Annotated in this window: 20 protein-coding genes and 1 pseudogene; 5 read left to right on the top strand and 16 right to left on the bottom strand. The window is 65.5% G+C overall.

The window, feature by feature from the left end; translation table 11 throughout:
• Positions 1–40: 40 nt before the first annotated feature.
• Together ACYDAT_RS05260 and ACYDAT_RS05255 are read left to right on the top strand one after the other, a co-directional pair.
• A complete protein-coding gene (locus ACYDAT_RS05260; protein WP_461440252.1) occupies positions 41–304 on the top strand; it encodes an addiction module protein in 264 nt (87 codons plus the stop codon).
• The gene (locus tag ACYDAT_RS05255) at positions 294–587 is read left to right on the top strand and encodes a type II toxin-antitoxin system RelE/ParE family toxin (protein WP_461448835.1); all 294 of its coding nucleotides are present in this window, start codon (positions 294–296) and stop codon (positions 585–587) included. The genes ACYDAT_RS05260 and ACYDAT_RS05255 overlap by 11 nt, the downstream gene beginning before the upstream one ends.
• 5 nt (positions 588–592) lie before the next feature.
• On the opposite strand, the gene cas7c is transcribed toward ACYDAT_RS05255, so the two are convergent.
• The 13 genes from cas7c to ACYDAT_RS05190 form a co-directional block, all read right to left on the bottom strand.
• Positions 593–1,552, bottom strand: a complete 960-nt coding sequence (gene cas7c / locus ACYDAT_RS05250; protein ID WP_461448833.1) for a type I-C CRISPR-associated protein Cas7/Csd2 — start codon at positions 1,550–1,552, stop codon at positions 593–595.
• Positions 1,549–3,366, bottom strand: coding sequence for a type I-C CRISPR-associated protein Cas8c/Csd1 (gene cas8c / locus ACYDAT_RS05245; RefSeq protein ID WP_461448831.1), 1,818 nt, complete (start codon positions 3,364–3,366; stop codon positions 1,549–1,551). Before cas8c ends, cas7c begins: the two co-directional genes overlap by 4 nt.
• Entirely contained in the window at positions 3,363–4,028 is a 666-nt protein-coding gene (gene cas5c, locus ACYDAT_RS05240) for a type I-C CRISPR-associated protein Cas5c (protein ID WP_461448830.1), read from the bottom strand. Before cas5c ends, cas8c begins: the two co-directional genes overlap by 4 nt.
• 17 nt (positions 4,029–4,045) lie before the next feature.
• A complete protein-coding gene (locus tag ACYDAT_RS05235) occupies positions 4,046–4,453 on the bottom strand; it encodes a type II toxin-antitoxin system VapC family toxin (protein ID WP_461448828.1) in 408 nt (135 codons plus the stop codon).
• Between the two features lie 8 nt (positions 4,454–4,461).
• Positions 4,462–4,740, bottom strand: a complete 279-nt coding sequence (locus tag ACYDAT_RS05230) for a type II toxin-antitoxin system Phd/YefM family antitoxin (protein WP_461439102.1) — start codon at positions 4,738–4,740, stop codon at positions 4,462–4,464.
• A 34-nt stretch (positions 4,741–4,774) separates the two neighbouring features.
• Positions 4,775–7,093, bottom strand: coding sequence for a CRISPR-associated helicase Cas3' (gene cas3, locus ACYDAT_RS05225; protein ID WP_461448826.1), 2,319 nt, complete (start codon positions 7,091–7,093; stop codon positions 4,775–4,777).
• Between the two features lie 100 nt (positions 7,094–7,193).
• On the bottom strand, positions 7,194–7,718 hold the full coding sequence (locus tag ACYDAT_RS05220; protein ID WP_461448824.1) for a TlpA family protein disulfide reductase: 525 nt from the start codon (positions 7,716–7,718) through the stop codon (positions 7,194–7,196).
• Positions 7,718–8,785 (bottom strand): TQO small subunit DoxD, encoded by a 1,068-nt coding sequence (locus ACYDAT_RS05215; RefSeq protein WP_461439099.1) that lies wholly within the window; start codon positions 8,783–8,785, stop codon positions 7,718–7,720. Before ACYDAT_RS05215 ends, ACYDAT_RS05220 begins: the two co-directional genes overlap by 1 nt.
• A gap of 52 nt (positions 8,786–8,837) precedes the next feature.
• On the bottom strand, positions 8,838–9,851 hold the full coding sequence (locus tag ACYDAT_RS05210; protein ID WP_461439098.1) for a c-type cytochrome: 1,014 nt from the start codon (positions 9,849–9,851) through the stop codon (positions 8,838–8,840).
• A complete protein-coding gene (locus tag ACYDAT_RS05205) occupies positions 9,848–10,570 on the bottom strand; it encodes a c-type cytochrome (protein ID WP_461448822.1) in 723 nt (240 codons plus the stop codon). The genes ACYDAT_RS05210 and ACYDAT_RS05205 overlap by 4 nt, the downstream gene beginning before the upstream one ends.
• Positions 10,571–10,573: 3 nt before the next feature.
• Positions 10,574–11,344, bottom strand: a complete 771-nt coding sequence (locus ACYDAT_RS05200; RefSeq protein WP_461448820.1) for a substrate-binding domain-containing protein — start codon at positions 11,342–11,344, stop codon at positions 10,574–10,576.
• Between the two features lie 4 nt (positions 11,345–11,348).
• The gene (locus tag ACYDAT_RS05195) at positions 11,349–12,362 is read right to left on the bottom strand and encodes a substrate-binding domain-containing protein (protein ID WP_461439095.1); all 1,014 of its coding nucleotides are present in this window, start codon (positions 12,360–12,362) and stop codon (positions 11,349–11,351) included.
• An 84-nt stretch (positions 12,363–12,446) separates the two neighbouring features.
• Positions 12,447–13,001, bottom strand: coding sequence for a DsrE family protein (locus ACYDAT_RS05190; protein ID WP_461439094.1), 555 nt, complete (start codon positions 12,999–13,001; stop codon positions 12,447–12,449).
• 205 nt (positions 13,002–13,206) lie between these two features.
• Between ACYDAT_RS05190 and ACYDAT_RS05185 the strand changes: the two are divergent.
• Together ACYDAT_RS05185 and ACYDAT_RS05180 are read left to right on the top strand one after the other, a co-directional pair.
• Positions 13,207–13,329: pseudogene (locus ACYDAT_RS05185) on the top strand (IS630-like element ISCARN21 family transposase); the annotation flags it as partial.
• Positions 13,330–13,345: 16 nt separating this feature from the next.
• The gene (locus ACYDAT_RS05180; protein WP_461448924.1) at positions 13,346–13,846 is read left to right on the top strand and encodes a hypothetical protein; all 501 of its coding nucleotides are present in this window, start codon (positions 13,346–13,348) and stop codon (positions 13,844–13,846) included.
• A 17-nt stretch (positions 13,847–13,863) separates the two neighbouring features.
• Here ACYDAT_RS05180 and ACYDAT_RS05175 read toward each other — a convergent pair whose 3' ends face one another.
• The 3 genes from ACYDAT_RS05175 to ACYDAT_RS05165 are packed head-to-tail and all read right to left on the bottom strand — an operon-like array spanning position 13,864 to position 15,068.
• Positions 13,864–14,136, bottom strand: a complete 273-nt coding sequence (locus tag ACYDAT_RS05175; protein WP_461448818.1) for a hypothetical protein — start codon at positions 14,134–14,136, stop codon at positions 13,864–13,866.
• Entirely contained in the window at positions 14,136–14,591 is a 456-nt protein-coding gene (locus ACYDAT_RS05170) for a sigma factor (protein WP_461448816.1), read from the bottom strand. The genes ACYDAT_RS05175 and ACYDAT_RS05170 overlap by 1 nt, the downstream gene beginning before the upstream one ends.
• A 45-nt stretch (positions 14,592–14,636) precedes the next feature.
• On the bottom strand, positions 14,637–15,068 hold the full coding sequence (locus ACYDAT_RS05165; RefSeq protein WP_461448814.1) for a DUF1428 domain-containing protein: 432 nt from the start codon (positions 15,066–15,068) through the stop codon (positions 14,637–14,639).
• Between the two features lie 113 nt (positions 15,069–15,181).
• Between ACYDAT_RS05165 and ubiE the strand changes: the two genes are divergently transcribed.
• Complete coding sequence (gene ubiE / locus ACYDAT_RS05160) at positions 15,182–15,928, top strand: bifunctional demethylmenaquinone methyltransferase/2-methoxy-6-polyprenyl-1,4-benzoquinol methylase UbiE (RefSeq protein ID WP_461448812.1); 747 nt, start codon at positions 15,182–15,184, stop codon at positions 15,926–15,928.
• The last annotated feature ends 118 nt before the right edge of the window (positions 15,929–16,046 follow it).

Raw genomic sequence — 16,046 nt, 5'->3', positions numbered from 1 at the left:
GTGCTAGCATGCCAACAAGCAAGCGGATTCGGAGTGCATCATGGCCGCCGTACTGAAAGATATCGAAGCGCAAGCCTTGCTGCTTTCGCTCAAGGAACGCGGTGAACTCATCCATCGCCTGATCGTGAGCCTGGAAGGGCCAGTGGAAGACACGCCCGAAGCCATCGCTCAAGCCTGGGACGAAGAAATCGCCCGGCGCGTGGCCGACATGGAAGCGGGGCGCACACAGTGGATTCCGGCAGACGAGGCCATGTCCAGAATCCGCGCCCGCATTGGCGCGGCCAAAGCCGCCCATGCGGATTAGTCTTTCTGACGAGGCATTGGCCGATTTCGAAGCGGCCACCGACTGGTATTTGACAGAACTGGCGTTTACCGCAGCGGACGACTTCGCTGACGAATTCGAACACGCGTTGACGTTACTCCAGGCGTTCCCGGAACTGGGTGTTGCAAGCCAATACAAAACGCGCGCGTTCACTCTGCCAAAGTTTCCCTATTCGCTGATCTACCAGGTGTTTCCCAATCACATTCGCATCATCGCGGTTGCCAACCACAGCCGCCGCCCAGGGTATTGGGCCGGGCGGCGGTAGGGTTTTCAAACCTTGCGCGACAGCGAAACACCTGCAGGCAGGCTCGCCTCGCTCACCCTCACGTCGTAATCCGCAAAGCTGCGTGACACGTCCACACCCGACTTTCGAGCGACCGCTATGCGCTCGAACAAAGCGTGGGCAGGCGCGTTGCCCAGTTCCGAATCGTGCTTGAACACATACAGCCCGCGAGTGGACATTTCGCCCCGGGCAGCGGAGCGGTCGTGTTCGAACATCTGCGCCAGCGCCTGCCAGAGCAGTTCCAGATCGTCTTCGCCAAAGCCGGTTTGCTTGGCAAGAAAGCTGGAGACGAAACCATGCGCGACGTAGAGGCCGTAAGGCACGGTGTGCTTGCGGCCCATGGTGCGGTTGTCGCCACTCTGCTTTTCGGCTTCGGCTTCGGTCGCCACGGCCATGCGGGTGATGGAATGTTCCTGCGCGACGATGGGATCGACCGAGCGCGCAAAGGTGAGCTGCACCGGGCCGCGCACCTGGCCGCAGTTGGTGCTGGTGGACATGACGGCGCCGAAGGTGCGCACATCGAAGAAATTCTGGCACATCCAGTCGCGCGCCTTGTTCACATCGTCGCCGCTGCCTTTGCGCTTCTTGTCCTTGGCGGGTTTTTTGGCTTCGCTGGTTTTCTCGATGCCCTCATCGGGCGCGGACTCGGCAAGCTCGGCATCCAGCTTGAGCGCGGAGTAGGCGCGCTGATGCTGCTGGTTGAGGATGGCTTTTTCGCGCACGTAAATCTCGAAACGTTTTTCGCCAGCTTGCGGATCACGCATGTCTTGCTCGCGCGTCATGGCGACGAAATTCCGCACCTTGCGCTTGAGCGCCACATCGGTGACCAGCCCGTGGCCGGTTTCGGCATCCAGGCGCGGCAGGTTGCCGGCGTCCGGGTCGCCGTTGGGGTTGCCGTCTTTCACGTCGAAGAGCAGCACGAAATCGTAGCGGTTGGAAAGGCTCATGGGGTTTGCTCCTGGGTCTTGGACTCGGATTTGGTGAAAAAGGCCTGGCGCTGCTGGTAGTAGCCCAGCGCGAACCGCGCCTGATCGGGCAAGGGCAGAATGCGCGGCGGAAAGGTGGCGGCGTCGAAGCCGTCCATGACCTCGCCGATCAAGCGTTCGCGGGTGATGGCCAGGCCCGGCGACAACTTGCCCAGGTGGTGCTTGCTCAGACGCAGCAGGGTGGGAAATACGGCGGCTGGCGTGCTGGATGCGGCGCCGTAGTAGCGATCGCGGATGGTGGCGTTGAGGCCGGGACTGGCGTCTTCCTGGATTTTTTCCAGCGCGGCGAACAGGCGCCCCAGCCGGTAAGCCGGGTTGGTGTTGGCGGGATCGAGCATGGGTGTGAACTCCTTCTCTGGGCTGTTGCGAAAGCGAATGAAGCGGTTGAAGCTGGCCTTGATGGCGGCGGCGCGGGCATAGGTGGGTTTTTGCTCGGCGCGGCAACGTTGCACGGCGAGATTGAGCAGCGTGGCCGGATACGGCAGCCCTTCGAGGATGGCGCGCATGACTTCGCCGCCGAGATTGGGCGGGATGTTGTCGGCCTTGTTCAGCAGCGCCACGCCGGTGAGCAGACGGAACAACGACAGGTGTGTGGGGTCGTGCGGCGCATGGGTGATGGTGATGTCGTCGAAGTGCTGGGCGATGCGTTTCGCCAGATCCGCGGCGGTCGCGGTTTCCCAGAAACGGATGCTGATGCGCGCGGCATTGGGCGCAAGGCCGAGGACATGAAAGCGCGTATCCTTGCCGCCAACGCTGAACTGGCCGGATGCAATGGCTGCGTACAGCGCCTTGATCGCATCGGTGTTTTTGTCGGGGTTGTCCTTGGGCGGGTCGCCGAACAGATCGACCATCGTGTTTTCAAGGTCGTGCGCTTCCTCGGCCCAGAACACCGTGGAGGAATCACCGACCTGGATGCGCTGACGCGAATCACGGGCGAGCAAGTGGTTCAGGGCCGTGGTGTAGGCGAAAGCGGCGGGCTTGCCTACGGGAGACGTGTAGCCCTGTTGCTTTCCATAGGAGGCAAAAGCAGGTGTTTGACCACCGTTGCTCCCACCCTCGTTTTTATTATTGATGGAAACAATGTTTTTATTAACCGTTGCGCCGGGTTTGTCCCACACGCCTTTGACCGGTGCATGTAGCCGCTCGATGGCGGCGGGCTGCCCGCTGACGAGACACGCGCCGTCGGGTGCGTCCTCGTTCTGCACCGCCGTGGCGACAACCACTGCCGGGCGCTGGCAGACCAGCCCGAGATCGCCGTGCAGACGAAAACTCAGGATGGGATTACCCGCTTCGATGTCGGCCAGCGCGGCAAAGCCCGCGAGCGTTTCCGGGGTGAGACCGTCGAGAAACGCCAGTACTGCGCGGATGCCATCGTCCGCTTGCACCGTGTCGGGCAAGTCAGTAATGACTTCGCGGAATTTCTGCCGCATCGTCAGCAGGCGGGCAAGGTAATCGGCTTCTTTGTTCTCTGCGCGGCTTTTTTCGAGCTTCTTGGCGTCCGGGATACCGAGCACATATTCGGCGTTGTCCCACAGCAGGTTCGCCATCACGCCCGAGGTTTTCTTGGCGCCTTGCGGCACCAGAAAGCGCTGGCCGATTTTCTTTTTGCCGTCATCACTGCGGGTGTCGGCAATGTTCAACAATTTGCCGTCGGCGTCGATTTCCAGAACGAAAGGGATTTCCTTGTCTTCCAGCCCGAAGGCGGGCAGTCGCTTGGCCGGGTCGGGGTCGGCCTGTTTGCGACGGTAGTAGGCGTCGAGCGCTTGCAGAATCATCCGCGCACCTCCGCGCTGTCCCAGGCGGGCACCTGCACCACGCCGTGCTCCATGCGTGCGCGGAAGAAGCGCGGCTGCGGGTCGGAGGGGTTGGAGAAGTCCAGATCGTGCAGCATGAAACCCAGGTCGCGGGATTCATCAATGGGCTGCGGCTCGGTCGCGGCATCGTCAATCAGGCGGAACTGCGCCGCGAACTCGCGCGTGCCGAGGTAGGGTTGGTTGACGCATTGCCCCTTGCGCGCGCGGCGCTCGAACATCTCCTGATATTTCGCGGGACTGGCGTCGGGATCGCGCTCGCGCAGGAACTCCAGATCGGCATGCACGCGATAGGCCACGTCGCGCAGAAATAGCCCGGCGCGCTGTTGGCGGTCGTCCTCGACATACAGCGCGAGATCGCCATGGCCATTTTTCATCGCGGTCTCGACGTTGCGCGTGGAGACCACGCTGGCCACCTCGTTGCGGCGCAGGTTGATCCAGCGGATGGCTTTGAGCACCTCGATGCGGCGCACATGCCAGCGGATCGCCGGCTTCCACAGAATGGCCTCGAAGCAGGCGCGCGCGGCGGAAGGAGTCATCACGTCGTAGCTCACACGCTCGACTTTCATTTCCGGGCGGGTGAAACAGGCCCATGGGCCGGAGAGTTCCAGGCAGTAGGTTTTCATGTCATCCCTTCTGTAGGTCAGGCGGCAAGCACCTGGGCATACCCCGCCTTGCCGTAATCCCGGATCTTGTGGTCAGCCGTCACCAGACACAGGGTGTGGACGCGGGCGGCGGCGATGAGGAAGCGGTCGGCGGGGTCGCCGTGAGGATTGCCCGGGAGCTGGGTGCTTTCAAAAGCGGTTTCCGCGTCCAGCGCCAGCAGTCGCAAGCCCGGCATTGCGGTGGCGCGACGCACCCACTCGCGGGTGGGTGCCGAGAGGCTGATTTTTTCCTTGGCGCACAGCATCCCGATTTCCCACACGCTGATCGCCGAGACATGCAGGCGATGCTCCCGTCGAGCACGATCGATGGCGACAAGCGTTGCAGCGGATAGCCGCCGTGGACTGCCTTCAGCGAACCAGAGCCAGACATGGGTATCGAGCAGCAAGGATGGGCTCATTTTTGGTCTTCGCCTGGCTGCAAACCGGCATAGAGATCATCTTCGTCGCCGCTTTCCGCCGACCAGACCTCGCCCGATGGGGCAACGATGTCGCCGTGGATGGTGACTGTGCCCTTCATGTAGCCGAACATGCTTTTGGGTGTTTCATCGACGATTGGCACCAGTTTGACCAGCGGCTTGCCGCGTTTGCTGATCACCAGCGGCTCGCGCGTCGCGGCAACCTCGTCGATCAGTTTCAGGCACTTGGCCTTGAATTCGGCGGCGTTGATGTTCATGGGCGACTCCAAGTGACTATATGAAGTGGTCATGTTAGACCTGCCCGTCGCTGCCGACAATCCAACTGCTTGCGGGCACTGCTGGAGCGCCTTCGCCCACCCGCAGACCGAGCAGCGGGTGGTACAGCAGATCGTTGGTCTGCGCGTACAGGCCGGGGATGATTTGCGCGATGTCGCCTTGACGTAGAAATTTTTCGGCCTCGTGCCGATGAATGTTCACGGTATAGCGCTGCAGCTTGCGCATCAGCCAGCGTTCGGGGCCATCTTTGCGCAGGATGTCGAGCCACTGTTCGATGCTGCCGTCCGCGCCGTCAGCGCCCCGGTAGAGCACGATGATGGGCGCGCTGTCCTCGTCCTCGATCAGCTTGAAATGCTCGGCGGCGGTGCGGAAATTGACGGCCAGCTCAAAACCGTCGAGGGCGTTGCCGGCCATGCACAAGTCGGCGCAAATGCCTTTCTTGTCGAGATCGCAGGCGTGGTACAGGCGCTCGAAGTAACGTGCGAAACGTTCGCGCGCGAGCGGGTGCTCGGTGACGCCGTGCAGCACATCGCGGCAGGTGTCCTCGCCACGCCGCAGCAAACCCGGTGGCGCGGGTTTGGGAGGCACGAAGACAACCACCTCGCCCGGCTCAGCTAGCCGGCCTTCGCGGTTGCAGCGGCCTGCCGCCTGGGCGATGGAATCGAGCCCGGCCAGCGCGCGATAGACCACGGGAAAGTCCACATCCACGCCCGCTTCGACCAATTGCGTGCTGACCACGCGCGTGGGAATGCGCGCCTGCAGTCGCGCCCGGATATCGGCGATGACCTGCGAGCGGTGCGCACCGCACATCAGCGCGGACAGATGCAGGGCGCCGGGGGCGCGTTGTTGCAACTGTTCCCACAAGGCGCGGGCATCCTTGCGTGTGTTGACGATGGCGAGGGCGGAGTCGCGCGCCGTCAACGCATCCGCGAGCGTCGGCCAGTCGGTGGGCGCGTGCCAGTCTGGCGGCAAGTGCACATGAATCCGCTCCAGCGCCGCGTAGAGCGCATCGGGGTCATCGATGAGTTCGCGCACGTTGTCGAGGCCACGCAAGTTCTGACGGGCGTCGAAGTATTCGCGAGTGCTCAAGGCGGGCTGGGTGGCGGTGGACAACACCACGCTCACGCCGTAGTGCCGGCTCAGCAGGTTGAGCACATCGAGCATGGGCTGCAGGAATTCGGGCGGCAGCAGTTGCGCTTCGTCGAGGATGACGACGCTGTCCACCAGGTTGTGCAGCTTGCGGCAGCGCGAGGTGCGCGCGGCGAACAGCGACTCGAAGAACTGCACATTGGTGGTGACGACGATGGGTGCGTCCCAGTTCTCGCAGGCCAGGCGCGAGGCGGATGTTTCTGCATCAGGCGCGGACTCGGCGTTGCTGTGGTGCTCGATGACGGACTCGCCGAAGATGTCGCGGAAGATGTCGGCGGTCTGCTCGATGATGCTGGTGTAGGGGATGACGTGGATGACGCGGCGCTTGCCGTGGATGCGCGCATGCTCCAGCGCGAACGCCATGCCGGAGAGCGTCTTGCCGCCGCCGGTTGGCACGGTCAGCGAGAACAGTCCCGGCGCGAGCGCGGCTTTCCCGCGGCACTGGCGCAGGATGTCGGCGCGCAGGGTGTTGACGGTGGTGGCGGGCGCTGCCGCCGCCATCCGGGCCATATGCGCGTCGAACAGCGGCGCGAGTTCGGCGAGGGTGGGCCACTGGTTGCGCCGCGCGAACTTGTCCGCGTCCATGTAGCGCTCGGTATCGAGAAAATCCGCATCGACCAGTGCCGAGAACAACATGCGCACCCACAGCGCGAAACCGTTTTTGCCACCCGGAATGGCGCGCAAATCAGGCTTGAAATCGCCCGCATCGATCACGTCGGCGGGGGGATTGACCGCCAGGGACTCTTCCAACTCTGCACGGCTGTCGGCGCTGGTGAGTCGCACTTCCAGCCCGCCGAACCAGTCCGCCAAACCGGCGTGGTGCCCCGCAATGAGATAGGCCAGCACGCGGCCCGCATTGCCGAATCCCGCCTGTTTGAAGTGCTCTTTGGCCAGCATCGCACCGGCGGTCGAATGCGGCGCCTTGCCGCCTACCTCACCTTTGATGTGGGCATCGGCTTCGAAACCGCTAGCCTGGCGAATGTAATGTTGGAAGCGCGGGCGGTACTTGCCGAGATCGTGCCAGCGCCCAGCCAGACGCGCCCATTCGGCACCGTAGTGCTGCGCAAAATCGCCCGCAAGCCGGCCGACTTGCGTCAGATGCTCAGCCAGATCGTGCGGCGCGCGCCAAGTGCCGTCCGGTGCCCGCGCTGCATGCGCGATGGGTCGGTTGCTGCTCCCAGTCATACGCGCCCCCTCGGTTGGGCACCTTACGCCATCGGCGAGAATGAGGGCGTAGATTCCTCGCCGCATGTCGCAAATCCTGCGACGAATGGCGCCGGTTTGCTCATCGTCGCGCGCGGCTTTGCATGTCGCTGCGCAACGCCTGCCGCAGGAGCGGGCTGGCGAGACCGCCCTCGACGCGCGCCTGGATGCGACCGTCGGCGCCGATCAGCACTTGCGTGGGGGTGACGTGCACGCCGCCGAAGGCCGCGGCGATGCGGCCATCGCGGTCCCACACCAGTGGGTAGGTGATGCCGGCGCGCGCGGCGATGGCGCGCAGTGCATCGGGATCGCTGTAGCTCATGGCCACGCCGATCAGGGTGAAGCGCCCCGCATCGGTACGCGCGAGGCGTTCCAGCACCGGCAGTTCAGCCACGCAGGGCGCGCAATCGGGCGCCCAGAAATCGATCAGCACGGGCCGACCGCGCAACCGCGCGAGATCGATGTTGCCGCCGCCCAGCAGGGGCATCACCAGTGCCGGCGCCAGTGTGCCGGCACGGTGACGCCACGCTGGCGCCAGTGTCCACCACAGCGCCGCCCCGGCCGCGAGGGCCAGGGCGAGCGCGAGAACCGCCTTGCGCCCAGCCATCAGCGCGTCAGCGGCAGGCTCCAGATGTGCCCGTTCACCGACACCAGTTGCAGCGTGTACGGCCCATTGGGCAGGCTGAGGCCGCTCTGGGTCGGACGCAGCTCGACCATGGCCTCCGCACCCACCGGGCCGATGAGGCCAAACTTGCCGCTGTGGATTTTCTGGTACGGGAAGTCGTTCTTGAACGCTTGCTTGGGCGTGCGCGCCAGCAGCATGCCGTCCCATTCCTCGACGATCTGCCCGCCGTTGCTGATCAGCGAGGCGCGCAGCACGTTGGACGGCTCGGCCGGGGTGCCGGCATCGACATAAGCGTGGAAGCGCACCGTGCCGTTGGCCGCAAGCTGGCCCTGACTGAGCGTCCAGTGGTGCTTGGACGGGCTGGTGGGACCACCGTGGAAGGGCGTGACCACCGAGCCGCGGTAGTAGTTGTAGGTCAGCACGATGAAGGCCACGCTGATCCAGAACAGCACCAGCGCCAGACGCTTGAAGGCGCGCTCGGAGATCGGCAGCAAACTGGCGCCGCCGATCCAGTTGAACCAGCCGCTGCCGGCCAGCTTGGGTTTGCGCCTGGCCAGCCAACTGTCCACCGAGTAGGCGCCGCCGCCAGCGAGGAACAGGGTAATGCCGATGGCGAAGTTGGCCGCGGCCATGGTCCATTCGTCGATACACGTCGCCCCTTGCCAGCCGAACAACAGCATCAGCGCGATGGACAGGCCAATCGTGGCGACCGCGGCGATGCGCGTGAACAGACCGATGATGAGCATGGCGCCGGCGATCATCTCGACCGCGCTGAACACCACGATGCCGATGTACAGGAAAGCGAAGTGCTGCAGCAGCCAGGCGACGAGGTGATCGGTGCCCAACAGCGCGCCGGGCATCGCGGTCTGGAACTTGTAGGCCATCCAGTGGCCGGCGGTGTCGAGCTTGGACGGCGCGTAGATGAAGCGGCGCGTGCCGCCACTCCAGTAGATCCAGCCTTGCACGAAGCGCACGGCCAGCAGGGCGATGGCCGCCATGCGCCAGCCGCGCGCGGCGTCCGGGCTGGCGAGGGTTTGCGGGGTACTCATGGTGGGGACTCCTTGGGGTTGCGTTGTGCTGGGGGGAACTTGAGAAACCGGGTCAGTCGCGTAGCGGCGCAGCGGCCGCACCGCGCGCCTGCATCATGTGCTCGACCGTGCTGCCGCCGGTGACGCCCACGCCCGCGCCGAGCCGGTGGCCCTGCACGGTGCGGCCATAGGTTTCGTAGGGGCCATCGTGAAACGCCACGCGCGTGGCCTCGATGGAGCCTTGGTAGCGCGGATCCTGCGGGCGTTCGTGGCTGTCGATGTAATAGGCCACGTCCCACGCCTGCTGATCGCTGAGGTTGTTGCCGTTGCCCAGTGGCATGTTGGCCTTGATGAAGCCGGCAGCCAGATCCAGCCGCGACATGCCCGCGCCCCAGTTGTACGACTGCGGCCCCCACAGCGGCGGGAACCACGGTTTCGCATCCACCCGCCTGCCCTGCCCGTCGGCGCCATGGCACAGCGCGCAGTGCTCGCGATACACCGATTCGCCGCGCGCGTAATCCCAGCCCTGCGCCGGCTTGGCCAGTGTGGGGTAGCCGGCGCCGATCAGTCGGGTGCCGGTCGGCGCGCCCTGCGCCATCCAGTAGGAATAAGTCTCTAGCGCCACCAGCTCGGGGGCGCCCAGCGGCGGCGACTTGCCGTTCATGCTGAACTTGAAGCAACCCTGCAGGCGCTCTTGAAACGTGTTGACGCGCTTGTTCTTGCCGCGATACGCGGGATAGCTGACCCACGCGGCCCACATCGGCGCGCTGTCGGCGAGGCGCCCGGCGTCGAGGTGGCAGTTCTGGCAGGTCAGGGTGTTGCCCACGTACTGCGGCGCGTTGGCGGCGGTATTGCGGAACAACGCCTCGCCTTTGCGCACCTCGGCGCCGAAGGCATCGTCGGGAATCGCGCGCAGCGGTGGTGGCGTGAAGGCGACCGCCGCGGGCTTGCCCGGCTTGGCGGCGACGGCGGGCGCTGCGCTGTTCTGCGGCGGCGCGGAATGCTCGCAGGCTGACAGCGCGAGCGCGGCTAGCGGAAGCATGGCCAGGCTGCGCACGCAGGCGCGGGGACGCATGACGGCGCTCATGGCTTGGCCTCCGTCGCACTGGCCACCACCAGCGTCGGCTGCGCGGCAAAATACTGGCTGACCGCGGTGATCTCGGCGACGCTGAGGTGCTTGGCGATGGCGCCCATCAGGCCATCCAGCCCGGGCGGTCGCTGGCCCTGTTTCCAGGCCTTGAGCTGGCGCTCGATATACACCGCCGGCTGTCCGGCGATGGGCGGAAACGCGGCGCTGAGCGCGCCTCCCAGCCCGCGCCCGCCGGGACCGTGACAGGTGATGCAGGCCGGCACTGCGTCGCGCCCTTGCAGCGCAAGCTCGGCACCCAGCGCTGGCGGCGGCGTGGCTGGCGGCATGATCGGCGGCGGCACCTGCTGCGAAAAATACGTGGCCAGCGCGTCGATCTGGGTGGACGTCAGCTTGTGCGCGATCGCCTGCATGCTCGGGTTGTCGCGCGCCAATACATCGAAGTGCTGCAACTGGCGCACCAGGTAACCCCTGGGCAGCCCGGCCAGATGCGGAAACGCGGCCTTGATCTGCCCCTGCCCCTGCTCACCGTGGCAGGTGGCGCAAGCGTGAGCGCCCTGCGGGCTACCGTGCAGCACGATCCGCCGCGCCAGCGCCATCTGCGCGGCGGCCGCGCCGGCATCGGCTGCGGCGGGTGGCGCGGCTGGCTGCGAGGACTGTGCCGCGGCCACCCCCAGCAGCAGCGCGATACCCAGCGATGCCAGGCATGTGAACTTCATCCCCTACTCCCGCAGGGCTGTCTGCCAGCCCCAATGCCGGAAAATCGCCTGCCCCTGCGTGCCCTTGAGAAACGCCACGAACTCACGCGCCGCAGCGCTGGCCTTGCCGCGCATCGTCAAACCCACGCCGCAATCGCGATACAAACGGTCATGCGGCTCCAGCGGGACGATTTGTGCCACGCCCGGATGCGCGATCGCCCAGATGTTGTAAATCAGCCATGCCTGGATCGCAGGGTCATCCTGCCAGTGCTTGAGCGCCCGTGCGCTGTTGGGCGCCGCATAAACGATATTGCGGCGGAACGCGCGCAGCGTGGCGATGCGCCCGTCGCGTCCGGCGATGTCTTCCCACAAGCCCACTTGGCCGGCGCCGTTGACCACCATCACTTTCATGCCCGGTTTGAGCAGGCTGCGGAAGCCGGTGATGTGATCGGGATTGCCGGGTCGCACCAGGATCACCGCGGGGCGCAGATACAGCGGCTCGATGGTGGCCGCATCCAGCACACCGGCGAGGTCGCGCTGGAAGTCGGCCATCATCGCCTCGGAGCCGGAATAGATCACATCGCCGGTGGCGCGCGCCGCATCCAACCATTGCGGCGTCGGCCCGGCCGTCACCCGCACGCTGACGCCTGAATGCAGTTTGTCGAAAGCCGCGGCCGCGGCATGCATCGCCGGAGCGGGGCCACCGGGACCGAACACGCGCACCACCGTGGCCGCCATGGCGCCGCTGCTGAGCAGGATCAGGCCCAGCAACAGCAATGACCGCCACGGGCGCATGCGTTTACTCCTTGGTGGCGTTGGCTGGCGCCGCCTTGAAGCCGTAGCGCTCGAAGATCTTCAGCGCCGTTGGCGAACGCAGGAATTCGATCCAGAGCTTGCCCGCTGCAGGATGCGGCGCGTCCTTGACCAGCGCCGCGCCGTACACCGCCGTGGTGTTGAACTGCGCGGGGATGTCGACGTGGCTGATCGGATGCCCGGCCTGCTCCTGAAAGATCGCTTCCGACTTCCATGTGATGCCCGCCACGCCCAGGCCCTGCATCAGGAACAGCGGCGTCTGGCGATGGTGGATGTGGGTGAGGAGGGTCTGACCGTTCCTGACCTTGGTGCCGTAGACCGTTTCTTCCAGCGCCGCGCCGCCGGCCTTGCGCAGACTGGCTTCGATCTGCCGCGCCACGCCTTCCCACGCCGGGTTGGGCATGACCAGACGCACGCCGGGCTTGCCCAGATCGGCCAGTCCGGTGATGTGGCCGGGATTGCCCTTGGGCACCATGATGGTCAGATCATTGGTCGCATACGGCACCGCCGGCGCCACCAGCTTGCCGGCCGCGATCTGCTCCTTGACCTTTTTCAGGCCCGCGGCATAGACATCCGGCGCGGCGGTGAAGGTCATGTTGCCCGAGGTGAAGGTGTTGCCGTCATCCATGGCCTTGATCAGCAGGCCGGGCGGGATGGTCACGTAGAAAATCTTGCCGCGCAGTTCGGGGTGCTCGGCCTCGAAGGCTTTCACCAGCGGCGCCATGGCGAAGTAGTAGTTGCCGCCGACGTAGATCACCAGCTTGGGGTCGTTGACGCTGCCGTGGAAATCGGGCATCGAATCGACTTCGGGGATGGTGAACTCCAGACCCTTGTGCAGGGCCGGATCGTTTTCACCGTGCGACCACGGCGGATACAGGGTTTCGTTGTACTTGGGCGCGGTCACCGGCTTGCCGGTGTCATTGGCCTGGACGACGCCAAAACTGGCCGCGCCCAGTACGCACAACACAGCCGCCAGCCAGGGCTTGCGATGCAGGCTCATGGAAACTCCTTGACGATCAGATGCAGGCAAAAGCGCGCGGCCGAACCATGCAGGCGCCACCGCGCGCCGGAGTGTTGCAACGACTTACATGCGCATCAGCGCATAACCCTGGTTCTGCTGGATGATCAGCGTGGACAGCGCCGACAGCGCCACCTTGATGTCCGGATTGACCTCGGCCGGGGTGAATCCCATGTCGCCCAGCGCGTTGCCGCACACCATCACGTTGACGCCTGCCTTCCTCAGATCCGCGATCACCGCGAGGTTGGGGTTGGCGTGGCCGAACTTGGCCATGTAGGCCTTCTCGCCCAGCGCGATCGGCGTGGCACCGCCGTGGATGATCACATCAAACTTCAGATGACTGAGCGGCACACCGGCGGCGGCAAACGTATTGACCGCGCGCGCGATGTGATCGAGGCCCGGATTGACCTTGTCAGCGGCAGGCTTGCCCTGGGTCACGTCAAACAGCGCCTTGTAGGTCGCGGCGGGGCTGGGGCGGTCGATGGCCTCGGGCCAGATATGCACCGGGCCGTAAGCCGCAATCGCGGGCTTGACCCAGAAACCGGCTGGCTGGGCGGCAAAAGCCGAAGCGGACAGCGCCATGGCCGCGACCAGGGCGATCAGACGGGAATGCATTTTCATAACAGCCTCCGTGATGGAACAGGGTTGGGTTGGAACGGATTAGCCCACAGACCTTACGCCGCGATTGCAGCCAGCACCAGTCGAATTTCGGGATGCCGAATATAAGCCGCATTTATGATTTGGTTGCACATGTTGCAACGCACAAATAGGCTTCGTGCTTGCTTCCTCGCATAACCTTCAGCCGCCCCTTTTGACGGGGGCGATCATGGCGAGGAAATCGGGTCGTGCGGCGTTGGTGCTCACGCAGGCGCGGACGGCAACGCTCAAGGCATTGGCTGGATCGAGAACGGCAGCCCAGCGCGAGGTCGAGCGCGCCAAGGTGCTGCTGGGACCACCCGGGCACCGTGCTGGTCTCAGCGATGCTGATCGATGCGCGCAGCACCGCGCGCGGCATTGAACGCGCCTACGCCTGGGCCTGCGCGCCGGATCTGCCGCAGCGCCTGCGCGGCGGCCACTTCGCGGCGCCACGCCTGCCCGCATCGGCGGCGCGCGGCGCGCAGTGCATCGGCAATCTGGTCGGTTGCGCGAACTTGCAGGCGCTGGTGCAGCGCGCGCCACTGCGCGCCAACATCCAGCGCCGCGAAACCTTCCTCGCGCAACAAGCCACGCTGCGTCAGTGGCTGTGGTTGCGCGCGCATGCGCCGGCAAACACGGCAGATTGGGCCAGCGTCTACACGCGCTTGCCCGCGTCGCCGGCGCTGCCGGATGGCGCGGTGCGCCTTGTCGGCGATACCTTGGTGTTGCGCACACCACAAGCACGGCAGCCACCCTGGCGGTTGCCGCTGCCTGTATCCCGAGCAACTGCGGAGCACGGCACAGCCGCGCCAACCGCACGCAGCCACTGAGCGATTGCCACGTCGATTCAGCGTGTGGCCGCGGCATGCGCCAGCAGCAGGGCCCGCTCGCGCGCGTTGCCGGCGAGCAAGGCGGCGCGCTCGAACTCGGCGCGCGCCGTATCGTTCCGGCCGAGCTTGAGCAGCAGGTCGCCACGCACGGCGGGCAGCAGGTGGTAGTGCGCCAGGCTGGGCTCGGCCAGCAGGCCGTCGACCAGCTCCAGCCCGGCGGCGGGGCCGAAGGCCATGGCCACCGCGACGGCGCGGTTGAGCGCGACCACGGGTGATGGCGCGGTCTGCATCAGCGCGTCGTACAGCGCGGCGATGCGCGGCCAGTCGGTGACCTCGGCGCTGGCGGCGCGAGCGTGGCAGGCGGCGATGGCCGCCGCAACAGGTCGTCGCCGATGTTGTCGTCGAGCCGCGCGTCGATCATTTCGCTGAACTCGCGCGCGGCGATGGCATGCTGCAAGTCGGTCTCGTGGCCGAGCTGGACATGGCGCGGTTCGGCCAGCTTCCGGTGGCGCAGTTGGTCGAGCACGCGGCGCTTGGCGGCGGTTATCAGCCACGCGCCGGGACGCTCGGGAATGCCAAGTTCGGGCCAGTGTTCGAGTGCCGCCACCAGCGCGTCCTGCGCGCAGTCCTCGGCCAGACCGAGGTCATGCGTGATGCGCGCCACGCGCGCCACCACCTTGGCCGACTCGATGCGCCAGATCGCGGCGATGCTGCGCGCGGCGGCGGCGGGGTCGGGCTTGTGCATGGCGTGGTGGGGGCATGCTGTCTCAGCGCCTGGACATGCCGCGCATCACAACTGCACGATGGGCTTGAAGCCGCCCCAAAACATACGCCTGGCATCGAATGGCAGGGTTTTCAGATCGTGCATGCCCGCCAGCCGCGGATCGACCATCGCCTTGGCATTGACGCGGTCGCGCTCCCTGCGCGAGCGATACACGATCCACGACAACACCACCGTCTCGCCATCTTTCAGCCTCACGCTTTGCGGAAACGGGGTGAGCTTGCCGGGCTTGACGTCGTCGGCCACGCACTCGGTCACCGCCAGCGCGCCATGCTCGATCCACACCTTGCCTGCCTTGTGCGCCAGGCGCCGATACGCGGCCAGCTTGGCCAGCGGCACCGGCAGCACATAACCATCGATGTACGGCATGGGGTCTCCTTGCGTTGTTTGCAGTTGCAGCGTCCAGATCACTTTGGGTTTGACGATGATCATGTAACGCATGGGGGTCTCCTCGAGATACTGGTTCGGCGCTATGCCTGCGCATCGGTACGACGCGCGGCGCGGTTCAAAATCGACATCGGCATGCGCCTGCACGTCTCGGCTACCATGCGCGCATGAGCGAATCCACCACCCACTTCGGCTACCGCGAGGTGCCGGTCGCCGAGAAGCAACGTCTAGTCGGCCAGGTATTCACCTCGGTCGCACGCAACTACGACCTGATGAACGACCTGATGTCGTTTGGCATTCATCGCCTGTGGAAGCGCTTTTTCGTCGCCACCAGTGGCGTGCGCGGCGGCGATCACGTGCTGGATCTGGCCGGCGGCACCGGCGACATCGCCGCGCTGCTGCTGCCGATGGTCGGCGCCGCGGGACAGATCGTGATCGGCGACATCAACGACGCCATGCTACGCGTGGGCCGTGATCGTCTGCTCGATCGCGGCCTGGTGCAAGGCCTGGCCTTTGGCCGCGTCAATGCCGAGGCGCTGCCTTTCGCCGACGCCAGCTTCGATGCGGTGACCATCGCCTTCGGCCTGCGCAACGTCACCGACAAGGACGCCGCGCTGCGCGAGATGCAGCGCGTGCTCAAGCCCGGCGGACGCGCGCTGGTGCTGGAGTTCTCGCGGGTGACGCAGGATTGGCTGCGGCCGCTGTACGACCTGCATTCGTTCAAGGTGCTGCCGCGCCTCGGGCGCCTGTTCGCGCACGATGCTGAAAGCTACCAGTACCTCGCCGAGTCGATCCGCAAGCATCCCGATCAGGCCACGCTGAAAGCGATGATGGAGCAGGCCGGCTTGCAATCGGTCAGCGTGCATAACCTCAGCGCCGGCATCGTCGCCATCCACCGCGGCTACAAGCTTTGATCGATGCGTCGGGATCGCCTGCGCGACACTGGATCAGTTTGCAAAACCGGGCATCCTGCCGCGGTTAGCAAACAAACGGGCGCGGCAGAGCCGCGCCACCTTTGTCGCGACGAGCACT

The organism is Metallibacterium sp. (assembly GCF_054637675.1).
Note: the sequence above shows the minus strand (reverse complement) of the source record. Positions and strands in the feature narration are given on the sequence as shown.

Coding starts and splice junctions, on each gene's coding strand:
- ACYDAT_RS05210 (WP_461439098.1), bottom strand. CDS start 9,851: ATGAGCGCCGTCATGCGTCCCCGCGCCTGCGTGCGCAGCCTGGCCATG.
- ubiE (WP_461448812.1), top strand. CDS start 15,182: ATGAGCGAATCCACCACCCACTTCGGCTACCGCGAGGTGCCGGTCGCC.
- ACYDAT_RS05175 (WP_461448818.1), bottom strand. CDS start 14,136: ATGCAGACCGCGCCATCACCCGTGGTCGCGCTCAACCGCGCCGTCGCG.
- cas7c (WP_461448833.1), bottom strand. CDS start 1,552: ATGAGCCTTTCCAACCGCTACGATTTCGTGCTGCTCTTCGACGTGAAA.
- cas3 (WP_461448826.1), bottom strand. CDS start 7,093: ATGACTGGGAGCAGCAACCGACCCATCGCGCATGCAGCGCGGGCACCG.
- ACYDAT_RS05255 (WP_461448835.1), top strand. CDS start 294: ATGCGGATTAGTCTTTCTGACGAGGCATTGGCCGATTTCGAAGCGGCC.
- ACYDAT_RS05220 (WP_461448824.1), bottom strand. CDS start 7,718: ATGGCTGGGCGCAAGGCGGTTCTCGCGCTCGCCCTGGCCCTCGCGGCC.
- ACYDAT_RS05260 (WP_461440252.1), top strand. CDS start 41: ATGGCCGCCGTACTGAAAGATATCGAAGCGCAAGCCTTGCTGCTTTCG.
- cas8c (WP_461448831.1), bottom strand. CDS start 3,366: ATGATTCTGCAAGCGCTCGACGCCTACTACCGTCGCAAACAGGCCGAC.
- ACYDAT_RS05165 (WP_461448814.1), bottom strand. CDS start 15,068: ATGCGTTACATGATCATCGTCAAACCCAAAGTGATCTGGACGCTGCAA.
- ACYDAT_RS05205 (WP_461448822.1), bottom strand. CDS start 10,570: ATGAAGTTCACATGCCTGGCATCGCTGGGTATCGCGCTGCTGCTGGGG.
- ACYDAT_RS05215 (WP_461439099.1), bottom strand. CDS start 8,785: ATGAGTACCCCGCAAACCCTCGCCAGCCCGGACGCCGCGCGCGGCTGG.
- ACYDAT_RS05230 (WP_461439102.1), bottom strand. CDS start 4,740: ATGAACATCAACGCCGCCGAATTCAAGGCCAAGTGCCTGAAACTGATC.
- ACYDAT_RS05195 (WP_461439095.1), bottom strand. CDS start 12,362: ATGAGCCTGCATCGCAAGCCCTGGCTGGCGGCTGTGTTGTGCGTACTG.
- cas5c (WP_461448830.1), bottom strand. CDS start 4,028: ATGAAAACCTACTGCCTGGAACTCTCCGGCCCATGGGCCTGTTTCACC.
- ACYDAT_RS05190 (WP_461439094.1), bottom strand. CDS start 13,001: ATGAAAATGCATTCCCGTCTGATCGCCCTGGTCGCGGCCATGGCGCTG.
- ACYDAT_RS05170 (WP_461448816.1), bottom strand. CDS start 14,591: ATGCACAAGCCCGACCCCGCCGCCGCCGCGCGCAGCATCGCCGCGATC.
- ACYDAT_RS05200 (WP_461448820.1), bottom strand. CDS start 11,344: ATGCGCCCGTGGCGGTCATTGCTGTTGCTGGGCCTGATCCTGCTCAGC.